Here is a 24,342-nt window from a genome sequence, read left to right on the forward strand (position 1 = left end):
CGACAAGTTCAGTCAGACTCGCATCGTGCAGTTTGCGCATGACTGAGGTCAATAAGAACTGGTATGACAACCGGCGCGCGGTCGTAGTTGCTCTTTATCCATCGAGATGCAGAGTTGGTAACAATACGAGATAGGTCGCTTAGCTTGGTTTGTTGTCCCAGTAGGCTTTTTTCGAAGTCTTTTCGAATCGCAGTGAGGAGATGTGACGAAAAGCTGTCTGCGGAAGTTAGGCCCACACTTTTGATGCGGGGTTCTCCCACAATTACAGCTTGGTCGCTGTCGTAATAAATGGCGATAGCGACTGCACCACCGTCGGCAAGCCGGCCTCTCTCTTCTAGGATCTGGTTCGTAATATCGTCAAGACGATTACCGTCCAGATAGACACTCTTTAGCGGAATTCTTCCCGCGAATCGCGCGACGCCCTGTAGGAGATCGACTACAACTCCGTCTTCCGCGACGAGAACCTGGCTAGCCGTGGTCCCTGCCGCAACTGCGATCCCATGGTTCGCGACCAGGTGCTTCCACTCCCCGTGAACAGGCATAACATTCTTTGGACGGAGAATGTTATATAGATACTTCAGCTCACCGACAGCCGCGTGACCGGTCACGTGGACCTTCCGGTTCGATTGACTGACCACTTGGGCACCCCTCCGCACTAATCTATTAACGACCGAAGTGACTGCTTTCTCGTTTCCTGGAACAATGGATGAGGAGAAGATGACTAGGTCCCCAGGATCGATCGACAGTTGACGATGCTCTCCTCGGGAGATTCGTGTGAGTGCCGCCAACGGTTCTCCCTGAGAACCGGTGCATACGAGAACCGTCTTTGTCGGTGAGAGATTTTGATACTCGGAGATATTTACTACGTCAGAAGCAGCGTAGCTGAGGTATCCTTCATTAGCTGCAATTTCCGTGTTTCGCACCATCGAACGACCAAGGAAACAGACCTTTCGGCCAGTTTCAAGCGCGGCGTCTAAAACGCTCTGGACGCGATGGATATTGCTTGCGAACGCAACGACTAATATGCGCCCATCGGCAGATTTAATTACTTCCCGAAGATTTTGTCCAATCTCCGCCTCCGAGCTAACGAACCCGGGAATTTCTGCGTTGGTAGAGTCCATCAAAACCAGATCAACTCCGCTTTCTCCCGCGAAGCTCGCCATGCGATTAAGATCAGTCTTCCGACCGTCTAGAGGCGTTGGATCAATCTTTAAATCACCGCTGTGGAAGATTTTTCCGCCCGGATATTGTATTGCCACCGCGAAAGAGTGCGGGATCGAATGCGTCACCGAAATGAACTCACTCTTGAACGGGCCGTGGATATTTTCGGTCTTTTTATCGACAACGACTAGCCGTGGCGTCTGTCTGTGCTCTTGACACTTCGCTCTTAATAGAGCGAGGGTGAAACGCGAACCGTAGATAGGTATATCTGCGCGGAGTCTGAGTAGATAGGGCAGCGCACCGATGTGGTCTTCGTGGCCGTGCGTCAAGAGCACCGCCTCCACTTGATCTAGCCGGTCCGCGATGTATGAGAAATCCGGGATCGACAGATTGATACCTGGTTCACTGTCCGGGAACTGGACGCCACAGTCGACGATTAGCAGTTTCCCGTCGAACTCGAAGACGGTCATGTTCCGGCCGATCTCCCCGATGCCGCCGAGCGCGACCACACGGAGGCCGCCACGCGGCAACTTGTTCGGCAGACCGAGGCGATCGGTGGCGTCACCGACCGGTTGCGACGCCGCGCGGGGCGAACGGTCGCGGCCGGGTTCGGACCGGCGGTTGCCGCCGCCCTTGCGGTTGTCCGAGCGTGACGACCTCGCCGGGGCCCGGTCGCCGGATCCCTTCGCAGGCGCTGACTTCCCGGACGACTTCTCAGGCGCGGACTTCTCGGGCGCGGCTTTCGCCGACGCCGACTTCTGACGCCGTGACCTCGACGGGGCCGATTGTTGCTCGGCCGGGGCTGGGGCCGAGGACGACGACTGCGGTTCGGCCGGTGCATCTGCGGGCGCGGATTCGGCAACCGGCTGTGGGGTCTCGGTGACCTCGGGGGTGGGCTCGGGCGGGCCGCTGCGACGGGTGGCGGCGCGACGGGGGCGGCGTCCGGCGTTCGGGGTCTCGGTCACGAAAGAACCTGCGCTGCACGCAAATCAGCGATGAGAGCTTCGATCTGCGGTCCGGTCGCAGGCATCTGCGGCAACCGCGGATCACCCACGTCCAGTCCGATGATGCGCAGTGCGGCCTTGACCATGGTGACTCCTCCGAGGCGACCCATCGCATTCACGAGAGGGATCAGTGACAGGTTGATCTCGCGGGCTCGGACCATGTCGCCTTTGTCGACCGATTCGAGCAGCTCACGAAGGCGATCGGGCACGAGATGGCCGATCACCGAGACGAATCCGGATGCGCCGACCGCCAACCATGGCAGGTTGAGGGCGTCCTCACCGGACAGATATTCCAGATCCGCGTCGGCCATCAGTGCGGCGGCCGAGTTGAGGTCTCCCTTGGCGTCCTTGACGCCGACGATGTGACGGTGGCGTGCGAGCTCGAGCAGCGTGCGGTGCTCGATGGGCACGACCGACCGGGGCGGGATGTCGTAGAGCAGCACCGGGAGCTCGGTGGCGTCGGCGATCGCGGTGAAATGCGCGAGCAACCCGGTCTGCGGCGGCCGTGAGTAGTACGGCGTGACCACGAGCAGACCGTGGGCACCCCGCGCGGCGGCCTCGATCGCGAAGCGGACGCTCTCGGCGGTGTCGTAACTACCCGCGCCCTGGGTGATGCGGGCACGATCGCCCACTGCGTCGAGCACCGCGCTGAGCAGGTCGAGCTTCTCGTCGACGGTGGTCGTCGGCGACTCGCCGGTCGTACCGGAGACGACGAGCCCGTCGACTCCGCGATCGACGAGGTGCGTCGCGAGTTCGACGGCCTTGCCGATGTCGAGGCTGCCGTCCGGCGCGAACGGGGTCACCATCGCGACACCCACGGTTCCGAACGGATGCAGCCCGTGCTGCGTATGGCCGCTGTTCATGGTGGTCAGGCTACCGCCCGGGGGCGGGGCCGAGCCGCACAACCCACCTGCGGCCGCGTCGGTCAGCTGTCCACCACGAACGGCGAGGTCGCGACCTCGGTGCCGTCGGCCAGGGTTCCGATCTCGAAATCGCCGAAGACCGTCGGGGCGAGGCCCGACAGCTGTCGCAGACACTCGATCGCGAGCTGCCGGATCTCGACGTCGGCGTGCTCGGTGGCCCGCATCCCGACGAAGTGCCGCCAGGCACGCAGGTTGCCGCTCACCACGATCTTCGTCTCGGTCGCGTTCGGCAGCACCGACCGCGCCGCCTGCCGCGCCTGCTTGCGTCGCAGGATCGCGTTGGGCACGTCGGCGAACTTGGCCTCGAGCGCCTCGAGCAGTTCGGTGTAGGCCGCGCGGGCGGCGTCGGTGGCGGTCACGAACAGGTCCTCGAGCTCGGCGTCACCGCGGATCGCCGGCGGTGGGACCACGTTCGAGTCGTGTTCGGGGACGAAGCGCTGCGACAGCTGCGAGTACGAGAAGTGTCGGTGTCGGATGAGTTCGTGGGTGCACGACCGCGAGATCCCGGTGATGTAGAAGGTGACGGTCGCGTGCTCGAGGAGGGAGAGGTGTCCGACCTCGAGGATGTGACGCAGGTATCCGGCGTTGGTCGCCGTGCGCGGATTGGGCTTGTCCCAGCTCTGATAGCAGGCCCGCCCCGCGAACTCGACGAGCGCCTCGCCCCCGTCGACGTCGGTCGACCACGGGATGTCCGCGGGCGGATGGAACTCGGTGTGCGCGATCATGTGCACCTGCAACGGGACCAACTGCGACACCTGACTGCACTCCTCTTCGACGGGCCGACCGGCGACTCGATCGGCTCCGATTGTCCCGTGCCGCACCTCGACGCAGAACGCGGGTGTCGGTGTCGCCTATGCGAGAGCGCGACGCAGGACCGGCGCCAGGTCGCCCCGCCTGCCGACGGTGACGTCGTCCATCCCGAGCCATCCCGCCATCGACCGCAGGTCTGCGGCCAGTCGGGTCGCGACGTGATCGCGGTCGACGCCCTCCTCGGCGAAGGCGCCGAGCACCCGCAGCACACCGGCGGATCGGTCGGTCTTGAGGTCCACGCGAGCGGGTATCTCCTCGTCGAGGAGATACGGGAAGACGTAGTACCCGTGCACGCGTTGCGGTTCGGGCACGTAGATCTCGATGCGGTAGTGCATGTCGAACAGGCGGTGCAGGCGCGGCCGGAAGAACACCAACGGGTCGAACGGGGCGAGCAGGGCCGACGCCTCCACCCGACGCGGGGTGCGTGCCGCAGGATCCAGGTACGCGGTGCGGTCCCACCCCGCCACGGTCACCGGCGTCAGCTCGCCGGCATCGACGAGCTCGGTGACGGCGCGGCGGGCGTCGACGACGGGCAGTCGGTAGTAGTCGCGCAGGTCGGTCTCCGTCGCGACGCCGAGCGCACCGATCGATCGCCGAACGAGTTCACGGATCGCGACGTCCCGGTCGATGGTGGTGCTCGCGAGGTCCGGCCCCACGATGTTCTCGGCGAGGTCGTAGTGCCGGGCGAAATTTCCGCGCCGTATCGCCGAGAGATCGCCCGCGGCGAGCATCACCTCGCACGCGTGCTTCACCTCGCTGCGATCCCACCAGCTGCCCCGGCGCGGTTGATCCCGGCGTCGACCGAGCAGTTCTTCGAGTTCACCGCCGGTGGTCGGGCCCGTCTCGGCGAGGACGCGAGCGATCTCGGCACGGAGCGCGGTGCGTTCGGGCGGCTCGGCCACGGGCTTGCCGTACCGGCCGTAGCGGTAGTCGTCCATCCGCCAGCGGAACAGCGGCCAGTCCTCGACCGGGATCAGTGCGGCCTCGTGCGCCCAGTACTCGGCCAGCAATCGAGGTGCCCGAGCCGTCGATTCGGCCGCCGCACGGTCGAGGAGCGCAGGGTCATACGGCCCGAGTCGACTGAACAGCGGCATGTAGTGGGCGCGGACGGCGATGTTGACCGAGTCCATCTGCAGGAACCGGATCCGTCCGAGCACCCGCTGCAGGTGTCGACGCGTGACCGCGCCGCCGGGGCGTGGATCGGCGAAGCCCTGTGCGGCTAGGGCGATCCGACGCGCTCGCGCGATGGACAGGGCGGCTGCGCTCACGATGTCGGCGGGGTCGCTGTCGGCGCGTCGGGGCGGGCCCGGTAGTCGAGGAACCGGTAGCGCAACCCGCTCGTCGACTCCTGCCACTCACCGTGCGTGGTCGCCACCCACCGCGTGGGGTCGATCTCCGGGGCGTGGGCATCGGCGCCGTCGACATCGACATCGATCTCGGTGACGTGCAGGACATCGGCGAACGTCATTGCGGCGTCGTAGATCTGGCTGCCGCCCATCACCATGACGGTCTCGTCTCCTGCGAGTGCCTCCGGGAGGTCGTGGGCGACCACCGCGCCCGGTGACGACCAGGTCCGGTCGGTGGTGAGGACGACGTTGACGCGGTCGGGCAGTGGCCGGAACCGCTCGGGCAGCGAGTCCCAGGTCCGGCGCCCCATCACCACCCGATGGCCGCGGGTGAGTTCGCGGAAGTGCCGGGCGTCCTCGGGGACGCGCCACGGGATGGTGTTGTCGCGACCGATGGCGCGGTTGTTGCCCTGCGCCCAGATCAACGCGACCGTCATACGGCGACGGGCGCCTTGATACCCGGGTGGTGCTGATAGTCCACGACCTCGATGTCGTCGAACTCGTAGTCGAACAACGACTCTCGTGGCGCCAGCCGCAGGGTCGGGTACGGGTACGGGTCACGCGAGAGCTGCAACTGCACCTGGTCGACGTGGTTGTCGTAGATGTGGCAGTCGCCGCCGGTCCACACGAACTCACCGACCTCGAGCCCGGCCTGCGCGGCCATCATGTGGGTCAGCAGGGCGTAGGAGGCGATGTTGAACGGCACGCCGAGGAACAGATCGGCGCTGCGCTGATAGAGCTGGCAGGAGAGTTTGCCGTCGGCGACGTAGAACTGGAAGAACGCGTGGCACGGCGGGAGCGCCATCTGCGGGATCTCCCCCACGTTCCACGCCGAGACGATGTTGCGCCGCGAATCGGGATCCGACCGCAGGAGCGCCAGTGCGTTGGAGATCTGGTCGATGTGGTCGCCCGAGGGGGTCGGCCAGCTGCGCCACTGGACCCCGTAGACGGGTCCGAGATCGCCGGAGGAGTCGGCCCACTCGTCCCAGATCGTCACCCCGCGCTCCTGGAGCCACCGCACGTTCGAGTCACCGCGCAGGAACCACAGCAGTTCGTAGAACACCGACTTCACGTGTACCCGCTTGGTGGTGATCAGTGGGAAACCGGCCGCCAGGTCGTAGCGGAGCTGGTGGCCGAACAGGCTGCGTGTCCCGGTACCGGTGCGGTCGGCCTTGGGTGTCCCCTCGGCCAACACCTTCGCCAGCAGGTCCTCGTACGGGGTGTCGATCACGTGTCCGAGTCTAGGACTCCGGGCCGACGCCCGTGCGCAGGCGCCTCAGCTCATCAGGTGGGCGGCGACGACGCCGCCGAGTTCCCGGCACGCGGCGAGTGCACCGGTGTCCGGTTTGTTGGAGGCGATCACGTACTCGGCGGCCTTGGTCCAGCCGAGGCCGGTGGTGATCGAGTCGATGGCGCGGACGGCACCCTCTGCGCCTTCGTTGCCGTGCAGGTAGACCCCGAACGGACGGCCCCGGGTGGCGTCGAGGATCTGGTAGTAGCTGGTGTCGAAGGCGTGTTTCAGGGCGCCTGCGATGTAGCCGAGGTTCACGGGGCAGCCGAGCACGTACCCGTCGGCGTCGAGGAAGTCCGACGCGCTGACCGACAACGCCGGGCGGCGGATCACCTCGACGTCGGTGATCTCCGGATCGGTCGCCCCGGCGAGCACAGCCTCGAACATCGCCTGGGTGTGCGGCGACGGGGTGTGGTGGACGACCAGGAGTCGAGCGGTCACGCCTGCGGTCCGCCGTGTTCGGCCTTCTCCTGTGCGACAGCGCGTTTCATCATCTCGCGGGCCCGCGAGCGGTCGCCGGCGAAGTCGTAGGCGCGGGCGATGCGGTAGGTGTTGCGCCAGTTCTCGGGATCGGCCTCCCACTCGGTCTTGACCGTCGCGAACAGCTCGTCGGCCGCGTCGCGTTCCAGCCGGCCCGAGGGCCGTCGCGGGAGATCGGAGACGTCGAGTTCGCGGCCCTCCTCGCTCATCCGGCGACCCAGGCGCTGGTGGGCGATGCCTGCCCGCACGGTCGTGAACGCCATCCAGACCCCGAGGAACGGCAGGATCAGCACACCGACGCCCAGTCCGATGCCGACCACCGACCCGTCCTGGATCAGCTGGACCCCGCGGACACCGAGCAGCCCGATGTAGAAGGCCAGCAGGATGAGGATGACAACGATCACGAGCACGATCGGTCGCGCGTCGCGGGAGTAGAAGTCGCGCTTGGAGCGCTCGCCCATCACGACGCCCTACAGGTCGAGAAGGTCGTCGAGGCCGACCGTGAGGCCCGGCCGGTTGCCGATCTGGCGCACGCCGAGCAGTACGCCCGGGGCGAACGAGGTGCGGTCGAGCGAGTCGTGCCGGATGGTCAGCGTCTCCCCCTCGGTTCCCAGCAGCACCTCCTGGTGCGCGACCAGCCCCGCGAGTCGCACCGAGTGCACGCGGACGCCGTCGACGTCGGCGCCACGGGCGCCGTCGAGGGCGGTCGAGGTCGCGTCGGGCATCGGCGTCGCACCGGCGTAAGAGCGGGCCTCGGCGATCAATCGCGCGGTGCGGTAGGCCGTTCCCGACGGCGCGTCGGCCTTGTGCGGGTGGTGGAGCTCGATGACCTCGACCGAGTCGTAGAACCGGGCCGCCGCGGCGGCGAACCGCATGCTCAGTACCGCGCCGATCGCGAAATTGGGGGCGATGAGCACACCGACGCCGGGTGCGTCGTCGAGCCACGTGCGCACCTGGGCGAGACGGTCGTCGTCGAACCCGGTGGTGCCGACGACGGCGTGGATGCCGTTGCCGATCAGGAACTCGAGGTTGTCCATCACCACCGACGGGTGCGTGAAGTCGACGACGACCTGCGTGCCGGCGTCGACCAGCGACGACCGGTCGTCGTCCTTGTCGACGCCCACGGTGAAGGTCAGGTCGTCGGCGGCCTGCACCGCATCGACGATCGCCTGACCCACCTTGCCGCCACTACCGAACACCCCGACGCGGATCCCGTCACCACCAGCCATGACGTCCATGATCCCCCACGCGGGTCAGGTCGCGCGCAGCAGGTCCGCGCACTTCTCGGCCATGGCCATCACCGAGATGTTGGGGTTGACCGTGGGCAGTTTCGGCATCGCCGAGGCGTCGACCACGCGCAGGCGCTGCGTCCCGCGGACGCGCAGTTGCGGGTCGAGGACAGCCATCGGATCGGCGTCGGTACCCATCTTCGCCGTCGCCGCCGGGTGATAGACGGTGTTGTGGGTCTTGTGCATGTAGTCGATGAGATCGTCGTCGGTGACGGCGTCGGGACCGGGTGCGAGTTCCCGGGCGATCCACGGTCGCAGCGCTTCCTGCGCCGCGATCTCGCGGGCGAGGCGGATGCCGGCGAGCATCACCGTCTCGTCGTGGTGACCGGCGTCGGTGAAGTAGCGCGGATCCACTCGAGGGCGGTCACGGAAGTCGCGGCTGCGCAGCCGCACCGTTCCGCGGGACAGACCCTGCGTGACGTTCGGGGTCAGGCAGAACCCGTTGTCGGTGGTCGGGTATCCCCACCGCAGCGTGTTCATGTCGAACGGCACACTGCCGTAATGCATCATCAGGTCCGGTAGGCCGAGGGCGTCGGTCTCCGGGGAATGACCGGTCGAGGCGAACAGCCCGATCTCCCACCACTGACTCGACGTGGTGACCATGGGCTGCGCCGCCTCCCAGAACACGAGGCCCTCGACGTGATCGTCGAGGTTCGATCCCACCCCGGGTGAGTCGACCCGAAGGTCGATACCCATCGAACGCAGGTGGTCGGCCGGACCGATCCCCGACAGCATCAACAGTTTCGGGGTGTCGATGGCGCCGGCGGTCACGATGACCTCGCGCTTCGCACCCACCACGTCGAAGCCGGTGAGGTCGGGGCGCTGGTAGCGGGCACCGACGGCGGTGGTGCCCGAGCCGTCGTCGCCGTCGAACAGGATCTCCTGCGCCCAGCAGCCCGTGCGGACCTCGAGATTGGGGCGGGTCCCGATGATCGGGTGCAGGTAGGCATGCGAGGTCGACATCCGCAGGCCGTCCTCGCCGGCGTTGATCTGGAACCATCCGGCGCCGGTGCGCACCGTCTCGCCACGGTTGAATCCCACCGTGGGCAGTCCCGCCGCCGCGGCCGCGTCGAGAACCGCTGCCCCACAGGGGTCCCCGGCGGGGACGTCGCGCAGCCGGACGGGTCCGTCGTGACCGTGGTCGCCCGGTGCGTCGTTGTTCTCGAGTCGCCGCACCAGCGGGTGCACGTCGGCGGCCCCCCACCCCGTCAGCCCCATCCGTTCCCACTCGTCGAGGCTCTCCGCGGGCGGCCAGAAGGCGATACACGAGTTGTGCGAAGAACATCCACCGAGGACCTTGGCGCGGGCGTGCCGCATGAAATCGTTCCCACGCTCCTGCGGTTCGATCGGGTAGTCCCAGTCGTAGCCGGAATCGAGCAGGTGCATCCATTCGCTCAGCACCAGCACGTCGTCGTTGCCGACGTCGGTGGGGCCGGCCTCGATGAGACAGACGGTCACCTGCGGGTCCTCGCTCAATCGGGCGGCGAGCACACATCCGGCGGTGCCGCCGCCGACGATCACGTAGTCGAACCGCCCTGCGGTGACCTCGTTCTCGTGCAGTGGATCAGCCATGTGGTCAGACTCCCTCGGGTCCGGGGAACGGTACGGCGTCGGACTTGGTCTCCGAGGCGTGTGACCTCAGCGTCCCCATGCCCCGGCTGCCGACGGTGAAGTACCAGAGCAGACCGACTCCGCCGATGACGCCGATGTAGATGAACGCGGCCCACGTGTTGTACCAGGGGGCGCCGTACACCGCCTCGCGCGGCCACGCGAGGTTGATCGCCATCCCGATCCCCCACAGCACGGCGACGATGTTCACCGGGAGTCCCCAGCGCCCCATCGAGAAGTACCCGCCCGCCTTGAGATCCGGCGGCGGCCACTGCCCTCGAAAGCGCTGCAGCAGAAGCGGACCCGTCACCATCAGGTACGCGATGTAGATCATGATGATCGCCACCGACGTCAGCAGCAGGAAGATGGTCGGCTGGTTGATGTTGATCACGAGGATCAGGATCGACAACACACCGATCAGGACCGACGGGATGACCGGCGCCTGGGTGCGGGGGTGCACCTTGGCCAGCGATTCGCCGAAGGGCAGCGCGTTGTCGCGCGCCATGGCGAACGTGAGCCGGATGGCGGCGGTGTGGACGGCGAGGGTGCACACGAACACCGCGACCACGATGCACATCAGGAAGATCTTGCCGACCGGGCCGTACATGACGTCGAGCACGATCTGCTGGAGTCCGCCCTGCGCGGCGAGCGCCGGATCGGAGAGGTTCGGTGCGGCGAGGATGGCGAACACGAGGATCGCCCCACCGATCACGAACGAGGCGAGGATCGCCCGGAGGATCGCCGACGGCGCGGTCTTGCGGGGATTGACCGTCTCCTCACCGAGCGACGAGGCGGTGTCGAACCCGTACATGACATACCCCGACGCCAGCGAGGCGATGAGGAACGCGCCGAGATACCCGCCGCTCTCCCCTGCGCCGTAACCGTTGGTCGAGAAGAACACCGCCGGGGTGCGGTCGATGTTGAACGCCAGGATGACCGCGATCAGCACCGCGGCGATGAGTTCGATGAACACACCCGTGCTGTTGATGATCGACATCAACCGGACGCCGAAGGCGTTGATGGCCGTCGTCGCGAGCACCAGGATCGACCCCAGCAGAACGGCATTCGACGGCGACACCACGGTGAGGTCATCGGATCCGATGAGCCGGAAACCACTCCAGATCTTCGGCAGTGTCGAGTCGATCGCCAACACGACCGCCGACATCGTGACGATCGAGGCGGTCAGCATCATCCAGCCCGAGAACCACCCGACCACCTTGTTGCCCAGGATCTTGGCCCAGTTGTAGACCGACCCCGCGATCGGGTACTTCGCGGCGAGCTCCATGAAACACAGTGCGACAGCGAGCTGTCCGACGAACACGATGGGCCAGCTCCACAGATACGCCGCGCCCGCGGTGCCGAACCCGAAGTAGAACAGCTGGAAGGTGCCGGTGAGGATGGAGATGTAACTGACCCCGGCGGCGAAGCTGGCGAACTTGCCGATGCTGCGGTCGAGGCTCTCCTTGTAGCCGAAGTGTTCCATCCCGTTGTCGGGATCGATGGGTTTCTCGATGGTCATGCTGCCCCCTCGGGCGAAGCGGAATCGGATCTCGCGGTGACGACTGCTCTCGTGATGTCTATGGCGCGGTACGACGTGGGCCCTGACCTGCGGGCGGGGAACTCAGGGCGGGAACCACCCCGCCGGCGGGGCGGTGGTGTTGGTCCAGATGTGTTTGAGCTCCTGATATTCGGCGAGTCCCGAGGGACCGAGTTCGCGGCCGTTCCCGGACCGGCCGAAGCCACCCCACTCCGCGGCCGGGGTGTAGTAGCCGAAGTCGTTGACCCACACCGTGCCGTGGCGCAGACCGCGCGCCATCCGTTCGCCGCGTGCGGCGTCGGAGGTGCGCACACCGGCCGCGAGACCGTACGCGGTGTCGTTGCCCAGTTCCAGGGCGTGGGCCTCGGTGGTGAACCGTTCGACGGTGAGGATCGGGCCGAACGTCTCCTCGGCGACGATGCGCATGGAGCGGTCGCAGTGGTCGAAGACCGTCGGTTCGAAGAAATAGCCGTCGGCCAGACGCGGCTCGGTCGAGCGGTGGCCGCCGGTGACCAGCGTCGCCCCCTCGGCCACGCCCACCGCCACGAAATCGACGATCTTGTCCAGTTGCTGTGCCGAGACGAGCGGGCCGGTGAGGCTGGCCGGATCGACCCCGGGCCCCATCGGGATCCGGCCGGCGCGGTCGGCGACCGCGGCGACGAGGTCGTCGGCGACGGATTCCTCGACGATCAACCTGGTCCCCGCCGAGCAGACCTGACCCGAGTGCAGGAACACCCCCGTGAGGACCTGGTCGACCGTCGCCGACATGGCCTCGGGGGTCGCGCAGGCGTCGGCGAACACCACGTGTGGGTTCTTGCCGCCGAGTTCGACGAGCACACGGGTGACGTGCTCGGCAGCCGTGCGGGCGATGACCTTGCCGGTCGCGAGTCCGCCGGTGAACGAGATGAGGTCCACGTCGGGGTCGTCGGTGAGAGCGGGCCCCAGATCGGATCCGGCGCCGAGCACCAGGTTCACGACACCGGCGGGCACACCGGCCTCGGCGATGAGCCGGGTCAGCTCGATCGTCGACAGCGGCGTCACCTCGCTGGGTTTGAGCACCATGGTCGCGCCGGCCGCCAACGCGGGGGCGATCTTCCACGAGATCTGCAGCAGCGGGTAGTTCCAGGGCGCGATCATCACGCACACACCGACGGGTTCGGCGACCACGCGGCTGATCACCGCGGGGTTGCCGACGTCGACGAGTCGGTCGGAACTGGTGGTGACCAGGTCGGCGTAGTAGCGGAAGACCGAGACGACGTCGGTGATGTCGATTCGACTCTCCGCGAGCGTCTTCCCCGTGTCGCGGGTCTCGATCAACGCGAGCGACTCGATGTCGCGCATCAAAAGGTCGGCGATGCGGTCGAGGATGGCCGACCGGTCGGCCACGGTCGTCGATCGCCACGGCGAGTCGTCGAAGGCGGCGCGTGCGGCGACGATCGCCGCGCGGACGTCGGCCGGTGACGCCTCGTCGACCGACCGGATCACCGTCCCGTCGGCCGGATCGATGCAGTCGCGGGTGCGGCCGGAGGTCGCCGCGGTCCACGCGCCGTCGATGAAGAGGTCACTCACCTCCTCATCCTCACCCGTCGGCGCACATTTCGTTGATCCAATCGTGGAATTGCGCGATGTGGTGCTCGGCGGGTACGAGTACGCCTCCGGAGGCGTAGGCGCGCGAGGACATGCCGGGCTGCGTGCGTTCGCAGGCGTCGAAATCCTGGACGTTCACACGGTGGAACAGCTCGACACCGCCTCGGGTGTCGCCACCTGATGCGATCACGTCGGGGTGATAGAGCCAGTCGCACACCACCACCGTCCGGTCGACCGCGGTGGGGAACATGCGGTGCACGATCACGTGATCGGGCACGAGGTTCACGAACACCGTCGGATTGATCGTGATCGCGTAGTAGCGCCGATCCTGATCGGCGGTCAGGTCCGGAAGCGGTGCGAACCCGGATGACCCGTCGACGGTGAATCCCTCGATCTCGCCGCCGAACTCCGCGCCGTGCCCGACGTAGTACTGGGCGGCGAGACCGTCGGCGAACTCCGGCAACACCTCGGTGAGCTCGGGGTGGATCGTCGCGCAGTGGTAGCACTCCATGAAGTTCTCGACGATGAGCTTCCAGTTGGCGGCCACCTCGTAGGTTTCACGGTGCGCCATCGCGAGATCGGCGACGCCGTAGCGATCGATCTGTTCAGGCGATCCCAGACGTGTTGTGACCGCGCCGATCACGGTCTCGGTGAACGACGGCGGTTCGTCGGCCAGGCACACCCACAGGTAGCCGAGCCATTCACGGCTCGCGACGCCGATCAGTCCGTAGCGGGTGCGGTCGATGTCGCCCAGGCTGCTGAGGTTGGGTGCGGCGACGAGGGCTCCGTCGAGACCGTAGGTCCAGGCGTGGTACGGGCACTGCAGGTTTCGCCGGACCGACCCCTGCGCCTCGGTGCAGATGAGCGCACCCCGGTGGCGGCAACTGTTGAGAAACGCACGCAGGGCGCCGTCACGTCCCCGCACCACCAGCACGCTCTCGCGGCCGATGTCGACGGTCGCGAAACGCCCGGGGGCATCGAGATCGGCGCTGCGGACCGCGCACATCCAGCGTCGTTCGAGGATCGACTCCTGTTCGCGGGTGAAGGCGGCGGGGTCGGTGTAGGCGGCCCCGGCCAGTGTCGCCACGAGCGTGTCGGGTGGTGCCGGGTCGGTACGCCCGGTCTCGTCGAGGGCGGTCATCGGGCACCGGCTGTCGCGACCCGGTCCCCACCGCCCGCGGCGAGCGCGGTGCGGGTCGGATCGAAGATGTCGATCGGGTGGTCGGTGTGACCGTCGACGACGAGATCGGCGAGGATCTCCCCGACCACAGGCACGAACTTGAACCCGTGACCGGAGAACCCGCAGGCCACGGTCACCCGATCGTGTCGGGGATGCCGTGCGATCACGAAATTGTGGTCAGGGGTGGTCGAGTACATGCAGGTGGCGGCGTCGAGTGCGGGGCCGGCGACACCGGGCAGCAGCTGTCGCACCCGAGTTCGCATCCTTTCGGTCTCGTCGTCGTGGACGACACGGTCGATGGTCTCCGGCGAGCAGGTGTCGCCCCTGCGGAAGAAGGCGACCTTCACTCCCCCGTCGGGTCCGTCGATCGCCGGGAATCCGTAGATCTGCTCGATGTCGGCGTTCTCCTGGATGTAGATGGGCGCGTCGACCATCGCGGGAACGTCGTCCGCGGAGGGGTCGTCGGCTGCCGTCGGGGCGTCGAGGCCGAACCAGTACATGACCTGGCGCTCGATCTCGATCGAGACGCCGAGGTCGGCGAGGATCTCCGGCGCCCAGGCTCCGGGGCAGATCACCAGTTCCCGTGCCCGGAGGCGGCCGGAGTCGGTCACGACCTCCACGTACTGACCGTGATCGCTCCAGGATCGGACCGTCTCACCGAATCGGAGGTCGGCGCCCTCGCGGCCGGCGAGTTCGATGTGCGCGGCGACGGTCTCCTCCGGTCGCGCGAAACCGGCGAGCGGTTCGTACACGGCCACCTGACCGGCCTCGGGCACGAACCCCGGGAAGCGACGGGCGACCTCGCCGGCGTCGAGCACCTCGTGCTCGAGACCCCACAACTGCGCGGCGTGCAGCGAGCCCGACACGGTGGCGCAATCCGGTGGTCCGATGAACAGCCCGCCGGTGATGCGGTAGACCTCGCGGCCCGATGCGCGTGCGAGCTCCTCCCACAGTTCGTAGGCGCGCAACAGCAACGGCACGTACGCGGGATCCTCGAAGTACGACTGCCGGATGATGCGGGACCCGCCGTGCGACGACCCCCGATCGTGGGCCGGGGTGAACTGTTCGAGACCCAGCACCGACACGCCGCGGCGGGCGAGGTGGTAGGCCGCGGCCGATCCCATGCCACCGAGTCCGATGACGATGACCTGGGCATCGACGTCGCCCGGGTCGAGGGGTGCGTCGGTCATGCTGTGCGTCCTTTCAGGCGTGCGTTCTCCGGGTCGACGGTGGTGGTCGGCGACACCGTGAACGTCGCGGTCGTCGCGAGGTGGTCGACGTGCACCCGGTCACCGACACGCAGTTCGGGTGCGCCCCAGGCGTAGGCGATGGTGCGGTGCACGATCGGCGAGAACGCGGCCGATGTCACGTGTCCCACGGTCCCGTCGGGGCCGGTGACCGGTTCCCGACCGAGCAGGAGCGTGCCGGGGTCGTCGGCGACGAGTGTGTGCAGGCGCCGCCGCACCGGGCGCTGCGACATCGCCGCGCGTCCGGCGAAGTCGTGGTTCTTGGCGACGGCGAAGGCCAACCCGGCCTCGTCGGGTGAGTGCATCGCGGTCATGTCGGTCCCCCACGACCGGTACCCCTTCTCGATCCGCAGGGTGTCGAGCGCGCCGCGTCCGGCCCACACCGCGCCGAGAGATGCGCCCGCGGTGGTCAGTTCGTCGGCCAGGGTGACGGCGTCGTCGGCGGCCACGTACAACTCCCACCCGAACTCCCCGACGTAGGACACCCGCATGGCGAGGACGGAGACGTCGGCGATCCTGGTGCGCACCGTGCGGTAGAAACCGAGGTCGTCGGGCCCGAGCGCGGCCTCGCTGAGGGGATCGACCAGGGCGAGCGCAGCCGGCCCCCAGACACCGAGACACGCTGTTTCCGAGGTGATCTCGCGTACCTCGACGTCGGCGCCGTCGCGGCGGGCGACACGGGCGAGCGTGCGCAGACGTGCGAGATCGAGCGGACCGTTGATCCCGATCTGGAACGACTCGGCAGCGGTGCGTGCGACGGTGACGTCACTGAGCACGCCGCCCGAGGGGTCGAGCATGAGCGCGTAGATGACCGTCCCGACGGCGCGATCGGGGTCGCGGGTGAGGATGGGGGCGAGGAACGACACGGCGCCGGTTCCGCTGACCTGCACCCTCATCAGCGACGTCATGTCGAACAGACCGACGCCTGCCCGGGTGGCGGCCGCCTCGGCGAGCACGATCGGCGACCAGTGACGCGTGGAGAAGTCGTCGCGATGCGCCGACGCGGCGCTCGCCGTATCGATCTGAGGCAGTGCGGTATTGGCCTCGAACCACGCCGGGCGCTCCCAGTCGTGGGAGGTGACGAACACCGCAGCGCGTGCGCGGTGACGCTCGTGCAGTGGACTCACCGTGAGATCGCGCTGTATCGACCGTTGTTCGCGCGGATGGATGATGTCGTAGACCTCGTCGAAGGCGCGTGCACTCATCGCGGTGACGTGATCGGGGGCGGTCTCGCGGGTGGAGAACCGCGCGATGTCGCAGCCGGCGACACACAGATCCGGGCTGCCGTCGATCATCCAGTGCGCCATGGTGCGTGCCACGCCCGCCGACTGGGTGACCCACACCGCCTCAGCCACCCAGAACCCGTCGAGACCCGGATGGGGTCCGAGGACGGGCCCGCCGTCGGGGGTGAAGGAGAAGATGCCGTTGAACCCGTCGGCGACCGACGCCGAGGCGAGGCTCGGGAGAACGCGGATCGATTCCGTCCAGGCGGGCGCGAAGTCGGTGGGGGTGAACGGCAACATCGAGGGCATCGGTTGTTCCCGCGTGTCGCGGTAGAGACGATCCATGTCGACGGGCATCGCGCGGTGTCCGTAGTAGCCGATACCGATCCGGTCGCCGTGCTGACGGTAGTAGAGGTCGGCGTCCTGGTGGCGCAGGATCGGCAGTGTCGCAGCGGCTTTGCCCACACGCGGGTCGACGGACCCACGCAGCGGGTCCACCGTCGTCGTCTCGACGTACTGGTGTCCCATGGCGACGAGCGGCACGCGCAGATCGACCATCGCACCGATCTCGACGCCCCAGAATCCCGCGCACGACACGACGACGTCGGCGGGGTGGATGCCGTCGGTGGTCTCGACGCCGGTCACCCGGTCGCCGGCGGTCACGATCGCGCGTACCCGCGTGTCGCCGACGAACCGTGCACCGGCGGCCTCGGCCCGTCGGCGCTGGATGTCCACGCATGCCAGCGCGTCAGCGAGACCGTCTGTGGGCGTGTGCAATCCGCCGAGCACGGTCGCCGGGTCGAGCAGGGGGTGCAGCCGGGCGCACTCGGCGGCGTCGACGATCCGCGCCGACACGCCCCACGCACGCGCCCACCCGGCCTTGCGGTGCAGATCGGTCATGCGTGCCTCGGTGGTCGCGACCTCCAGCCCACCGACCGGGTTGAAACACAGGCGATCCGACGCCTCCGCGAGCCCGCGGAATTTGTCGACGGTGTACTGCGCGAAGCGGGACAGCGTCTCCGACGGGTTGGTCGCGAACACCAGGCCCGGTGCGTGACTGCTCGATCCGCCCGTGGCCGGCAGCGGCCCACGGTCGAGGACGGTGACGTCGGTCCATCCGCGACCGGTGAGCTCGTCGGCCAGCGACGTCCCGACGATGCCTGCGCCGATGACGACCACGCGAGGACCGGTCATGACCACCTCGATTCCGTCCCGTTGTTCCCTTGGGTCGCCCGTTGTTGCGTTGATCGCAACACGTTGCCCTTCGTGCAACACATGGTGCGACCGGGGATCGCAAACGTCAACTCGACGCGCGGCGTGCCACCGGGTCGGAGGAAGGGTCGATCAGGCGCGTGGGTGAATCAGGCGCGGTGGCCGAGTCGGACGCTGATCGCGTCGGCCGCATCGACGGCCTCGGCCGACAAGGTCGGAAGTCGGTCGTCGGACATCCGGAAGGTCGGACCGGAGATGCTCAACGCAGCGACGACATCGCCCGTGTGATCACGGATGGGGGCGGCAACCGCGGTCAGCCCCTCCTCGAGTTCCTCTCGCGCGTGCGCCCACCCGCGCCGACGGATGTCGCCGAGTTCGGCGCGCAGGGCATCGAGGTCGCCGATCGTCGAGGACGTGAAGCGCTCCAGCGTCGCGCCGACGGCGGTGTCGAGTCGACTGTCGTCGAGCGCCGCGAGCAACACCTTGCCGCTCGACGTGGCGTGCGCGGGGCAGCTCTGACCGACCCAGGTGCGCAACGAGATCCCCGGGGAGCCGTTGGCCTCGGTGACGTTGACCGCGCGCCCACTGTCGAGGATCGCGAGGTTGACCGTCTCACCGACGGCCTCGGCGAGCGGGCCGGCGATGTCGCGACTCTCGCGTCCGAGGTCGCGGGTGGCCATCGTCGCACCGGCGAGGCGGACGATGGTGAACCCCAGCCGGTACTTGCCGCGATCGGCGACCTGCTCGACGAATCCGCGACCCTCCAGCACCGACACCAGCCGCGAGATCGTCGACTTGTGCACGCCGAGGGTGTCGGCGATGTCGGACACGCCGCCCTCCCCGTGTCGAGCCAGGATCTCGAGGACCTCGAGTGCGCGATCGACCGACTGGATCGAGGCGGGACGGTTCCGGTCGGGCGAGATGTCGCCCGTGTCGTTGATGTCCATGTCGCTCCCCAGCATAGTTGCGGCCGCGAAGGGTCCGACACGCTTGACGGACACACCGACCGATGCGACTCTGTTGCGCACAATGCGTTATGTTGCCCGCAACGCAACGCCGCGCGTCACTGCTCCCGCCGTCTCGAGGTGAACCCATGTCCGTTGTCCACACCCCCACGACCGCAACACCCCACGGTGTCGCCACCGTGGTGGACGTCGCCGCCGCCGATCTCGCGGTCGACGTGCCGCTGCGCATCGAGCCCGCCGACCACCCGCCCATCGCGGTGATCCGCACCGCCGAGGGCGTGTTCGCCATCGACGACACCTGCACCCATCAAGACACCTCGCTGTCGGACGGATGGGTGGAGAACTGCACCGTCGAGTGCCCGCTGCACGAGACCTGCTTCGACCTCCGCACCGGGATGCCGACCGGCCCGCCGGCCACCCGCGCCGTGGCCACCCACCCGGTGACGGTCGCCGACGGTCGGGTGCACATCACCCTCCACGGCAGCTCGCTGTCCGTACCCGCTCCGGCCGAGGACGTCTCGGGCGCCGCATGATCGGCCCCTCGTGATCACCGTGGTCGGGGCGTCGCTCGCCGGGCTCACGGCCGCGCGCGAGCTGAGGGCCTCCGGCGTGACCGGCACGATCGCGTTCGTCGGCGCCGAGTCGTGGCTGCCCTATGACCGCCCGCCGTTGTCCAAGGACGTTCTGATGGAACCGTTCCCGAACAGCGCCGACGTCGCGCACGACCGCCACCCGGGACCGACGGCACTCCTTCTCGACGGCGAGGCCGAGACCTTCGACTGGCACCTCGGTGTCGCGGCCGACGGCCTGTCGGTCGACGCCGAGGGCATCAGTGTCCGACGTGGACAGCACCACCCCGTCGGACCGGCCGACGCGGTGATCCTCGCGACCGGTGCTCGAGGTCGCACGCTCATCGGCGCCGACCTCGACGGTGTCCACGTACTGCGCACCCTCGACGATGCCCGCGCCCTCGCCGCCGACCTTCGGACGGCCCGGCAGGTGGTGATGATCGGCGGCGGTTTCATCGGAGCCGAGATCGCCTCCACCGCGTGCACCCTCGGCGCGGAGGTCGCCATCATCGAGGCGACCGAGATCCCCGGTGCCGCGGTCCTCGGAGTCGACGTCGCCCGATGGTCGATGACCCGCCACGCACTCGCCGGGGTGTCGATGCACACCGGGGCGGCGGTGGAGACCATAGACGGGACTGCGGGGCGGGTCCGTTCGGTGACCCTCGGCGACGGGCGCGTCCTCGACGCCGACGTGGTGGTGGTCGGGATCGGATCGGTCCCGGACACCGAGTGGGCGGCCGCGTCCGGTATCGCACTCGACGACGGCTTCGTCACCGATGCCGGGGGCGCGACCTCCATGCCCGGTGTCTACGCGATCGGCGACTGCGCGCGCACCTTCGATCCGATCACCGGAACCCATGTACGGCGCCAACACTGGAGTTCTGCCGTCGACCAGGCACGCACGGTCGCACGCCGCATCGCCGGTCTCGCACCCCCACCGCAGCGGGCGCCCTACTTCTGGAGTGATCAGTACGGTCACCGCGTACAGGTCTGCGGGCACATCCCCGTCGGCGTGGAGCCGCAGCTCGTCGACGGGTCGATGGACCCGGGGGCGACCGAGGGTTTCCTCGCCGTGTTCGGCGACCGCGACCGTCCATCGGCAGTGGTCGCCGTCGACCGTCCCCGCGACTTCCTCCGCCTGCGCAAGTCGATGGACCGCGCCCTCGCCGGCTCGGTGAGAGACGTCGCCCACGCCTGAGTCGACCGACGCCCCGTGCGTCGGGCACCGGGTCAGAAGATCGGCGCAGCCGCCCGAAGGTGTTCGAACACCAGCGACGTGGTGGTGCCCGCGACCTCGGGTCGAGAGTTCAGCCGTTCGACGAATCCGCGGAGCGCCTCGGTGTCGGCCACCGCGACGTGCAACAGGTAGTCGTCGGATCCGGCGAGGAAGAAGACGTCGATGATCTCGTCCTGGGCGCCGATCTGGCCGACGAACCGACGGATCTGACCCCGCGCGTCGGACTGCAGGCTGACCGCCACCATCGCGCGCAACGTCCGACCGACCGCCGCCGGGTCGACGTCGGCGAAGAACCCGCGGATCACCCCGAGTTCGATCAGACGCCGCACCCGACCGTGGCAGGTCGACGCCGCGATCCCCGCCCGCTCGGCGAGTTCGCGGTTGGGCATCCGCGCATCGGCCTGCAGCAACGCCAGGAGCATGCGGTCGGTCTCGTCGAGATCGCGGCGACCGACGACGGTCCGAAGATCCTTCGATTCGATGCTCACCTGTGCAGCATATCTCGCTAGATCTTCCGCATGACCTGTTCACAGAGAATCTTGTTCGGAATAATTGATGATGTACCGAAGGGTGTTCACGCTGGGAGGCACACCATCGTGGCGACGACGCCGCGCCGCAGCGAACGAGAGGCAACGCCATGCGTGTCGGAATCCCCCGCGAGATCAAGAACAACGAGTACCGCGTCGCCATCACACCCGCCGGCGTCGCCGAACTGACGCGACGCGGACACGACGTGATCATCGAGGCCGGTGCGGGCGCCGGATCGGCGATCACCGACGTCGACTTCAAGGAGGCCGGCGCACAGATCCAGGCCACCGCCGACGCCATCTGGGAGCAGGCCGACCTCGTGGTGAAGGTCAAGGAGCCGATCGCCGCGGAGTACGCGCGGATGCGTTCGGGGCAGACCCTGTTCACCTACCTGCACCTGGCCGCGAGCCGTCCCTGCACCGACGCGCTGCTCGCGTCGGGCATCACCTCGATCGCCTACGAGACGGTCCAGGCGCGGGACGGGTCCCTGCCGCTGCTCGCCCCGATGAGTGAGGTCGCCGGTCGCCTGGCACCGCAGGTCGGCGCCTACCACCTCATGCGGTCGGCCGGCGGACGCGGCCAGCTGATGGGTGGCGTGCCCGGCACCGAACCCGCCGACGTCGTCGTGATCGGCGCCGGGGTCAGCGGCGTCAACGCCGCGACGATCGCCATGGGCATGGGCGCACAGGTCACCGTGTTCGACCTCGACATCGCGAAACTCCGCGCCGTCGACGCCCGTTTCGCCGGGCGGGTCCACACGCGCTACAGCACCGCCCTCGCGCTCGAGGAGGCCGTGAAGAGGGCCGATCTGGTGATCGGCGCCGTGCTGGTTCCCGGGGCGAAGGCCCCGGTGGTGGTGTCCAACCACCTCGTCGCGTCGATGAAGCCCGGATCGGTGCTGGTCGACATCGCCATCGATCAGGGCGGGTGTTTCGAGGACTCACGTCCGACCACCCACGACGACCCGACCTTCACCGTGCACGACTCGGTGTTCTACTGCGTCGCGAACATGCCCGGATCCGTCGCGCGTACGTCGACCTCGGCATTGACCGGCGCAACCCTCCCCTACGTCGTCGCCCTGGCCGAGAAGGGGTGGCAGCGGGCATGTTCCGACGATGCGAGCCTGGCCGCGGGACTCAGCACGCACGCAGGCGCTCTGTTGGCGCCGTCGGTGGGTGCCGCACTCGACCTGCCGGTGGGCGCGTCGCCGCTGGGCGTCTGAGGTCAGTCCTGCTCGCCGATCGGCGCGTAGTGGGAGAGGTTGATCATCCGGCGTTGGATACCCGACACCTCGCGGACCGCCTGTGCCACCAGACTCCGGTCGAGTGGTGAGAGCCTGCGCATGGTGAGCACGTCACCGGCGGACTCCCGGCGGTCGAGCTGTGCGACCTGGTAGGTGATGCGGATCTTCTGCAGTACATCGAACACCTCGATGAGCACTCCGGCGTTCTCCTCGGTGAGCATCGGGCTGCCGCCCGCGACACGAAGGCGCGAGCGGGTGTCGAGCTCGAGGGACTCCACGCTCAACGAGGCCCACCGGGCGATGTTCACCAACGGTGTGAGGGCGTGGGTCTTGATGTCGAAGGTCCCGCCGCGGCGGGCCAACACGTCGCGCATCGAGCGGATCCGGGCCTTGTGTGACAACGACTCCGCGAGGAGAAGGCGCAGGGTCCCCGGATGCGACCGTAGATCGCCGAACACCTCGGCCACCCCGGACAGGCCGCGGTCGCCCCAGATGGGACGGCCATCGAGCATGAGCGAGGTCATGATCATGCCCTTGTTCTCCAGCGGTGCGGCCAACCACTGCGCCGCCGCCGCACGCCATTGGGCATGGGTCCGGGCGAACAGTGGCGACGACGCCACCGCCCCGTTGACGTCGATCGTGAGTCCGCACGCCCGCAGGACGTCGTCGACCTCGGCGAACGCCGCCCGGTAGACGGCGATCTGCTCGGGGTCGGACACCGACTCGTCGAACGCGACCGCGCTGTCGACATCGGAGCTCAGCACGGCCTCACGACGTGCGTTGCTGCCCAACGACAACCACGTCAGTTTGTCGGGGTCGACATCGTCGTGGCGCTCGAGCACGAGTTCCAACGCTCTGCGCACGACGGCGTCGTGCACAAGGGACAGCATCGCGGTCACCTCGTGTGAGGGCTGCCCGCGCCGGACGAGGTCGGCGACGACGAACGGCATGCGCCCCGCCTGCTCGGCCAACGTCTCCACCGACCGTGCGCGGCCGATCTGATGCCGCAGCGACACGCTCGCCCCGCCCGGCGCCGAGATGAAGTCACCCGGGCCCACCACACCGACGAGTCGTCCACCCGGTTCCACCACGGGAAGACAGCCCAGTCCGTGTTCGAGGATCTGCAGCAGCGCGTCGGCCGCGGGTGTGCCGGTGACGACGGTACGGGCGCGCGGTGTGACGACACGGCTCACGGGGATGTCCCCGGATTCGCCGGCCGCCACCACCCGGGATCTGATGTCGGAGTCGGTGAGGACCCCCACGGTCCCGTCGCCCGCCGGGATCACGACGTAGTCGCGTCGGCGCTCGGTCATCAGACGCGCCGCCTCGCTCACCGACATCGTCGGGGTTCCCACCACCGGTGCGGTGCGGATCAATTCGTCGACGATGCCCCCGCGCGGGCGCACGGGATCGATCCTCCGCGGCAGTCGGAGCTGGCCGGCCAAGAACCGCGCGCCGGCCATGCTCGAGAAGACCGCGTGCACCGAGTCGCTCGGGATGCGGCACACGGTGCTGGCCGACATGGCGACCGCCCGTGGGCCCCGTGCGGCGTTGGTCAGCAAGGAGAAGTAGCCGAACACCCCGCCGGGGCCGAGGATCTCGTCGGGTTCACCATCGAGATGGTCGGGCAGACTCCACAGGCCCACCTCGCCGGTGATCACCACGCCGAGTTCTTCGACGGTGTCGCGGAACCCGTCGAAGATCTCCGCGCCGGCGGCGAACTCGCCGATCGTCGCCCGCGCGGCCAGGCGGTCGAGTTCCGCGGGAGCGAGCGCGTCGAACGGCGGGTGGAGCCCCAGGAATTGCGCGACCGCGGTCATCGGGACATCTTCGCAAGTGCGCGACATCCGCGCCACGCCGGACCGAAACGAACAAACCCGGCAGGAATGTCCGTTTCGTCGT

At 68.0% G+C, this 24,342-nt stretch carries 21 protein-coding genes; 3 read left to right on the forward strand and 18 right to left on the reverse strand.

From position 1 onward, the window contains the following. Positions 1 to 8: 8 nt before the first annotated feature. From ASG12_RS21240 to ASG12_RS10565, 16 genes are all read right to left on the reverse strand, one after another. Positions 9 to 2,126, reverse strand: coding sequence for a ribonuclease J (locus ASG12_RS21240; protein ID WP_082501856.1), 2,118 nt, complete (start codon positions 2,124 to 2,126; stop codon positions 9 to 11). Beyond that, positions 2,123 to 3,028 (reverse strand): 4-hydroxy-tetrahydrodipicolinate synthase, encoded by a 906-nt coding sequence (dapA, locus tag ASG12_RS10495; protein WP_055788925.1) that lies wholly within the window; start codon positions 3,026 to 3,028, stop codon positions 2,123 to 2,125. Before dapA ends, ASG12_RS21240 begins: the two co-directional genes overlap by 4 nt. A 62-nt stretch (positions 3,029 to 3,090) precedes the next feature. After that, positions 3,091 to 3,843, reverse strand: a complete 753-nt coding sequence (thyX, locus tag ASG12_RS10500) for an FAD-dependent thymidylate synthase (protein WP_045822506.1) — start codon at positions 3,841 to 3,843, stop codon at positions 3,091 to 3,093. A 96-nt stretch (positions 3,844 to 3,939) separates the two neighbouring features. Next, on the reverse strand, positions 3,940 to 5,166 hold the full coding sequence (locus ASG12_RS10505) for a winged helix-turn-helix domain-containing protein (RefSeq protein ID WP_055788928.1): 1,227 nt from the start codon (positions 5,164 to 5,166) through the stop codon (positions 3,940 to 3,942). Beyond that, on the reverse strand, positions 5,163 to 5,681 hold the full coding sequence (locus ASG12_RS10510; protein ID WP_055788931.1) for a dihydrofolate reductase: 519 nt from the start codon (positions 5,679 to 5,681) through the stop codon (positions 5,163 to 5,165). The genes ASG12_RS10505 and ASG12_RS10510 overlap by 4 nt, the downstream gene beginning before the upstream one ends. Continuing rightward, positions 5,678 to 6,475 (reverse strand): thymidylate synthase, encoded by a 798-nt coding sequence (locus ASG12_RS10515; RefSeq protein WP_045822503.1) that lies wholly within the window; start codon positions 6,473 to 6,475, stop codon positions 5,678 to 5,680. Before ASG12_RS10515 ends, ASG12_RS10510 begins: the two co-directional genes overlap by 4 nt. 45 nt (positions 6,476 to 6,520) lie before the next feature. After that, positions 6,521 to 6,922, reverse strand: coding sequence for a flavodoxin family protein (locus ASG12_RS10520; protein WP_055789548.1), 402 nt, complete (start codon positions 6,920 to 6,922; stop codon positions 6,521 to 6,523). A 50-nt stretch (positions 6,923 to 6,972) separates the two neighbouring features. Further along, on the reverse strand, positions 6,973 to 7,476 hold the full coding sequence (locus ASG12_RS10525) for a hypothetical protein (protein ID WP_055788934.1): 504 nt from the start codon (positions 7,474 to 7,476) through the stop codon (positions 6,973 to 6,975). A 9-nt stretch (positions 7,477 to 7,485) separates the two neighbouring features. After that, on the reverse strand, positions 7,486 to 8,244 hold the full coding sequence (gene dapB / locus ASG12_RS10530) for a 4-hydroxy-tetrahydrodipicolinate reductase (protein WP_055789550.1): 759 nt from the start codon (positions 8,242 to 8,244) through the stop codon (positions 7,486 to 7,488). 24 nt (positions 8,245 to 8,268) lie between these two features. Further along, entirely contained in the window at positions 8,269 to 9,876 is a 1,608-nt protein-coding gene (locus ASG12_RS10535; protein ID WP_055788937.1) for a GMC family oxidoreductase, read from the reverse strand. Positions 9,877 to 9,880: 4 nt separating this feature from the next. Beyond that, a complete protein-coding gene (locus ASG12_RS10540) occupies positions 9,881 to 11,431 on the reverse strand; it encodes an APC family permease (RefSeq protein WP_045822499.1) in 1,551 nt (516 codons plus the stop codon). A 102-nt stretch (positions 11,432 to 11,533) separates the two neighbouring features. Then, entirely contained in the window at positions 11,534 to 13,018 is a 1,485-nt protein-coding gene (locus ASG12_RS10545) for an aldehyde dehydrogenase family protein (protein ID WP_235456566.1), read from the reverse strand. 10 nt (positions 13,019 to 13,028) lie between these two features. Beyond that, complete coding sequence (locus tag ASG12_RS10550) at positions 13,029 to 14,177, reverse strand: aromatic ring-hydroxylating oxygenase subunit alpha (protein ID WP_055788943.1); 1,149 nt, start codon at positions 14,175 to 14,177, stop codon at positions 13,029 to 13,031. After that, entirely contained in the window at positions 14,174 to 15,406 is a 1,233-nt protein-coding gene (gene solA, locus ASG12_RS10555) for an N-methyl-L-tryptophan oxidase (RefSeq protein ID WP_055788946.1), read from the reverse strand. The genes ASG12_RS10550 and solA overlap by 4 nt, the downstream gene beginning before the upstream one ends. After that, positions 15,403 to 17,880, reverse strand: coding sequence for a GcvT family protein (locus ASG12_RS10560; RefSeq protein WP_082501908.1), 2,478 nt, complete (start codon positions 17,878 to 17,880; stop codon positions 15,403 to 15,405). The genes solA and ASG12_RS10560 overlap by 4 nt, the downstream gene beginning before the upstream one ends. A gap of 167 nt (positions 17,881 to 18,047) precedes the next feature. After that, the gene (locus tag ASG12_RS10565) at positions 18,048 to 18,845 is read right to left on the reverse strand and encodes an IclR family transcriptional regulator (protein WP_055789555.1); all 798 of its coding nucleotides are present in this window, start codon (positions 18,843 to 18,845) and stop codon (positions 18,048 to 18,050) included. A gap of 146 nt (positions 18,846 to 18,991) precedes the next feature. Here ASG12_RS10565 and ASG12_RS10570 point away from each other — a divergent pair, with 146 nt between their 5' ends. Both ASG12_RS10570 and ASG12_RS10575 read left to right on the forward strand, forming a co-directional pair. Next, positions 18,992 to 19,396 (forward strand): bifunctional 3-phenylpropionate/cinnamic acid dioxygenase ferredoxin subunit, encoded by a 405-nt coding sequence (locus tag ASG12_RS10570; protein WP_055788949.1) that lies wholly within the window; start codon positions 18,992 to 18,994, stop codon positions 19,394 to 19,396. 10 nt (positions 19,397 to 19,406) lie between these two features. Then, positions 19,407 to 20,630, forward strand: a complete 1,224-nt coding sequence (locus ASG12_RS10575) for an NAD(P)/FAD-dependent oxidoreductase (protein ID WP_055788952.1) — start codon at positions 19,407 to 19,409, stop codon at positions 20,628 to 20,630. Between the two features lie 32 nt (positions 20,631 to 20,662). On the opposite strand, the gene ASG12_RS10580 is transcribed toward ASG12_RS10575, so the two are convergent. Further along, positions 20,663 to 21,151 (reverse strand): Lrp/AsnC family transcriptional regulator, encoded by a 489-nt coding sequence (locus tag ASG12_RS10580; RefSeq protein WP_443089089.1) that lies wholly within the window; start codon positions 21,149 to 21,151, stop codon positions 20,663 to 20,665. 155 nt (positions 21,152 to 21,306) lie between these two features. On the opposite strand from ASG12_RS10580, the gene ald reads away from it, so the two are divergent. Beyond that, positions 21,307 to 22,419 carry an alanine dehydrogenase gene (ald, locus tag ASG12_RS10585; RefSeq protein WP_055788958.1) on the forward strand — a complete coding sequence of 371 codons (1,113 nt, stop codon included), beginning with the start codon at positions 21,307 to 21,309 and terminating at the stop codon, positions 22,417 to 22,419. A 2-nt stretch (positions 22,420 to 22,421) separates the two neighbouring features. Here the strand turns inward: ald and ASG12_RS10590 are convergent, their stop codons facing one another. Beyond that, positions 22,422 to 24,260 (reverse strand): DUF294 nucleotidyltransferase-like domain-containing protein, encoded by a 1,839-nt coding sequence (locus tag ASG12_RS10590; protein WP_082080056.1) that lies wholly within the window; start codon positions 24,258 to 24,260, stop codon positions 22,422 to 22,424. Positions 24,261 to 24,342 lie beyond the last annotated feature (82 nt).

The organism is Williamsia sp. Leaf354, from assembly GCF_001424365.1.
Classification (GTDB): Bacteria; Actinomycetota; Actinomycetes; order Mycobacteriales; family Mycobacteriaceae; genus Williamsia_A.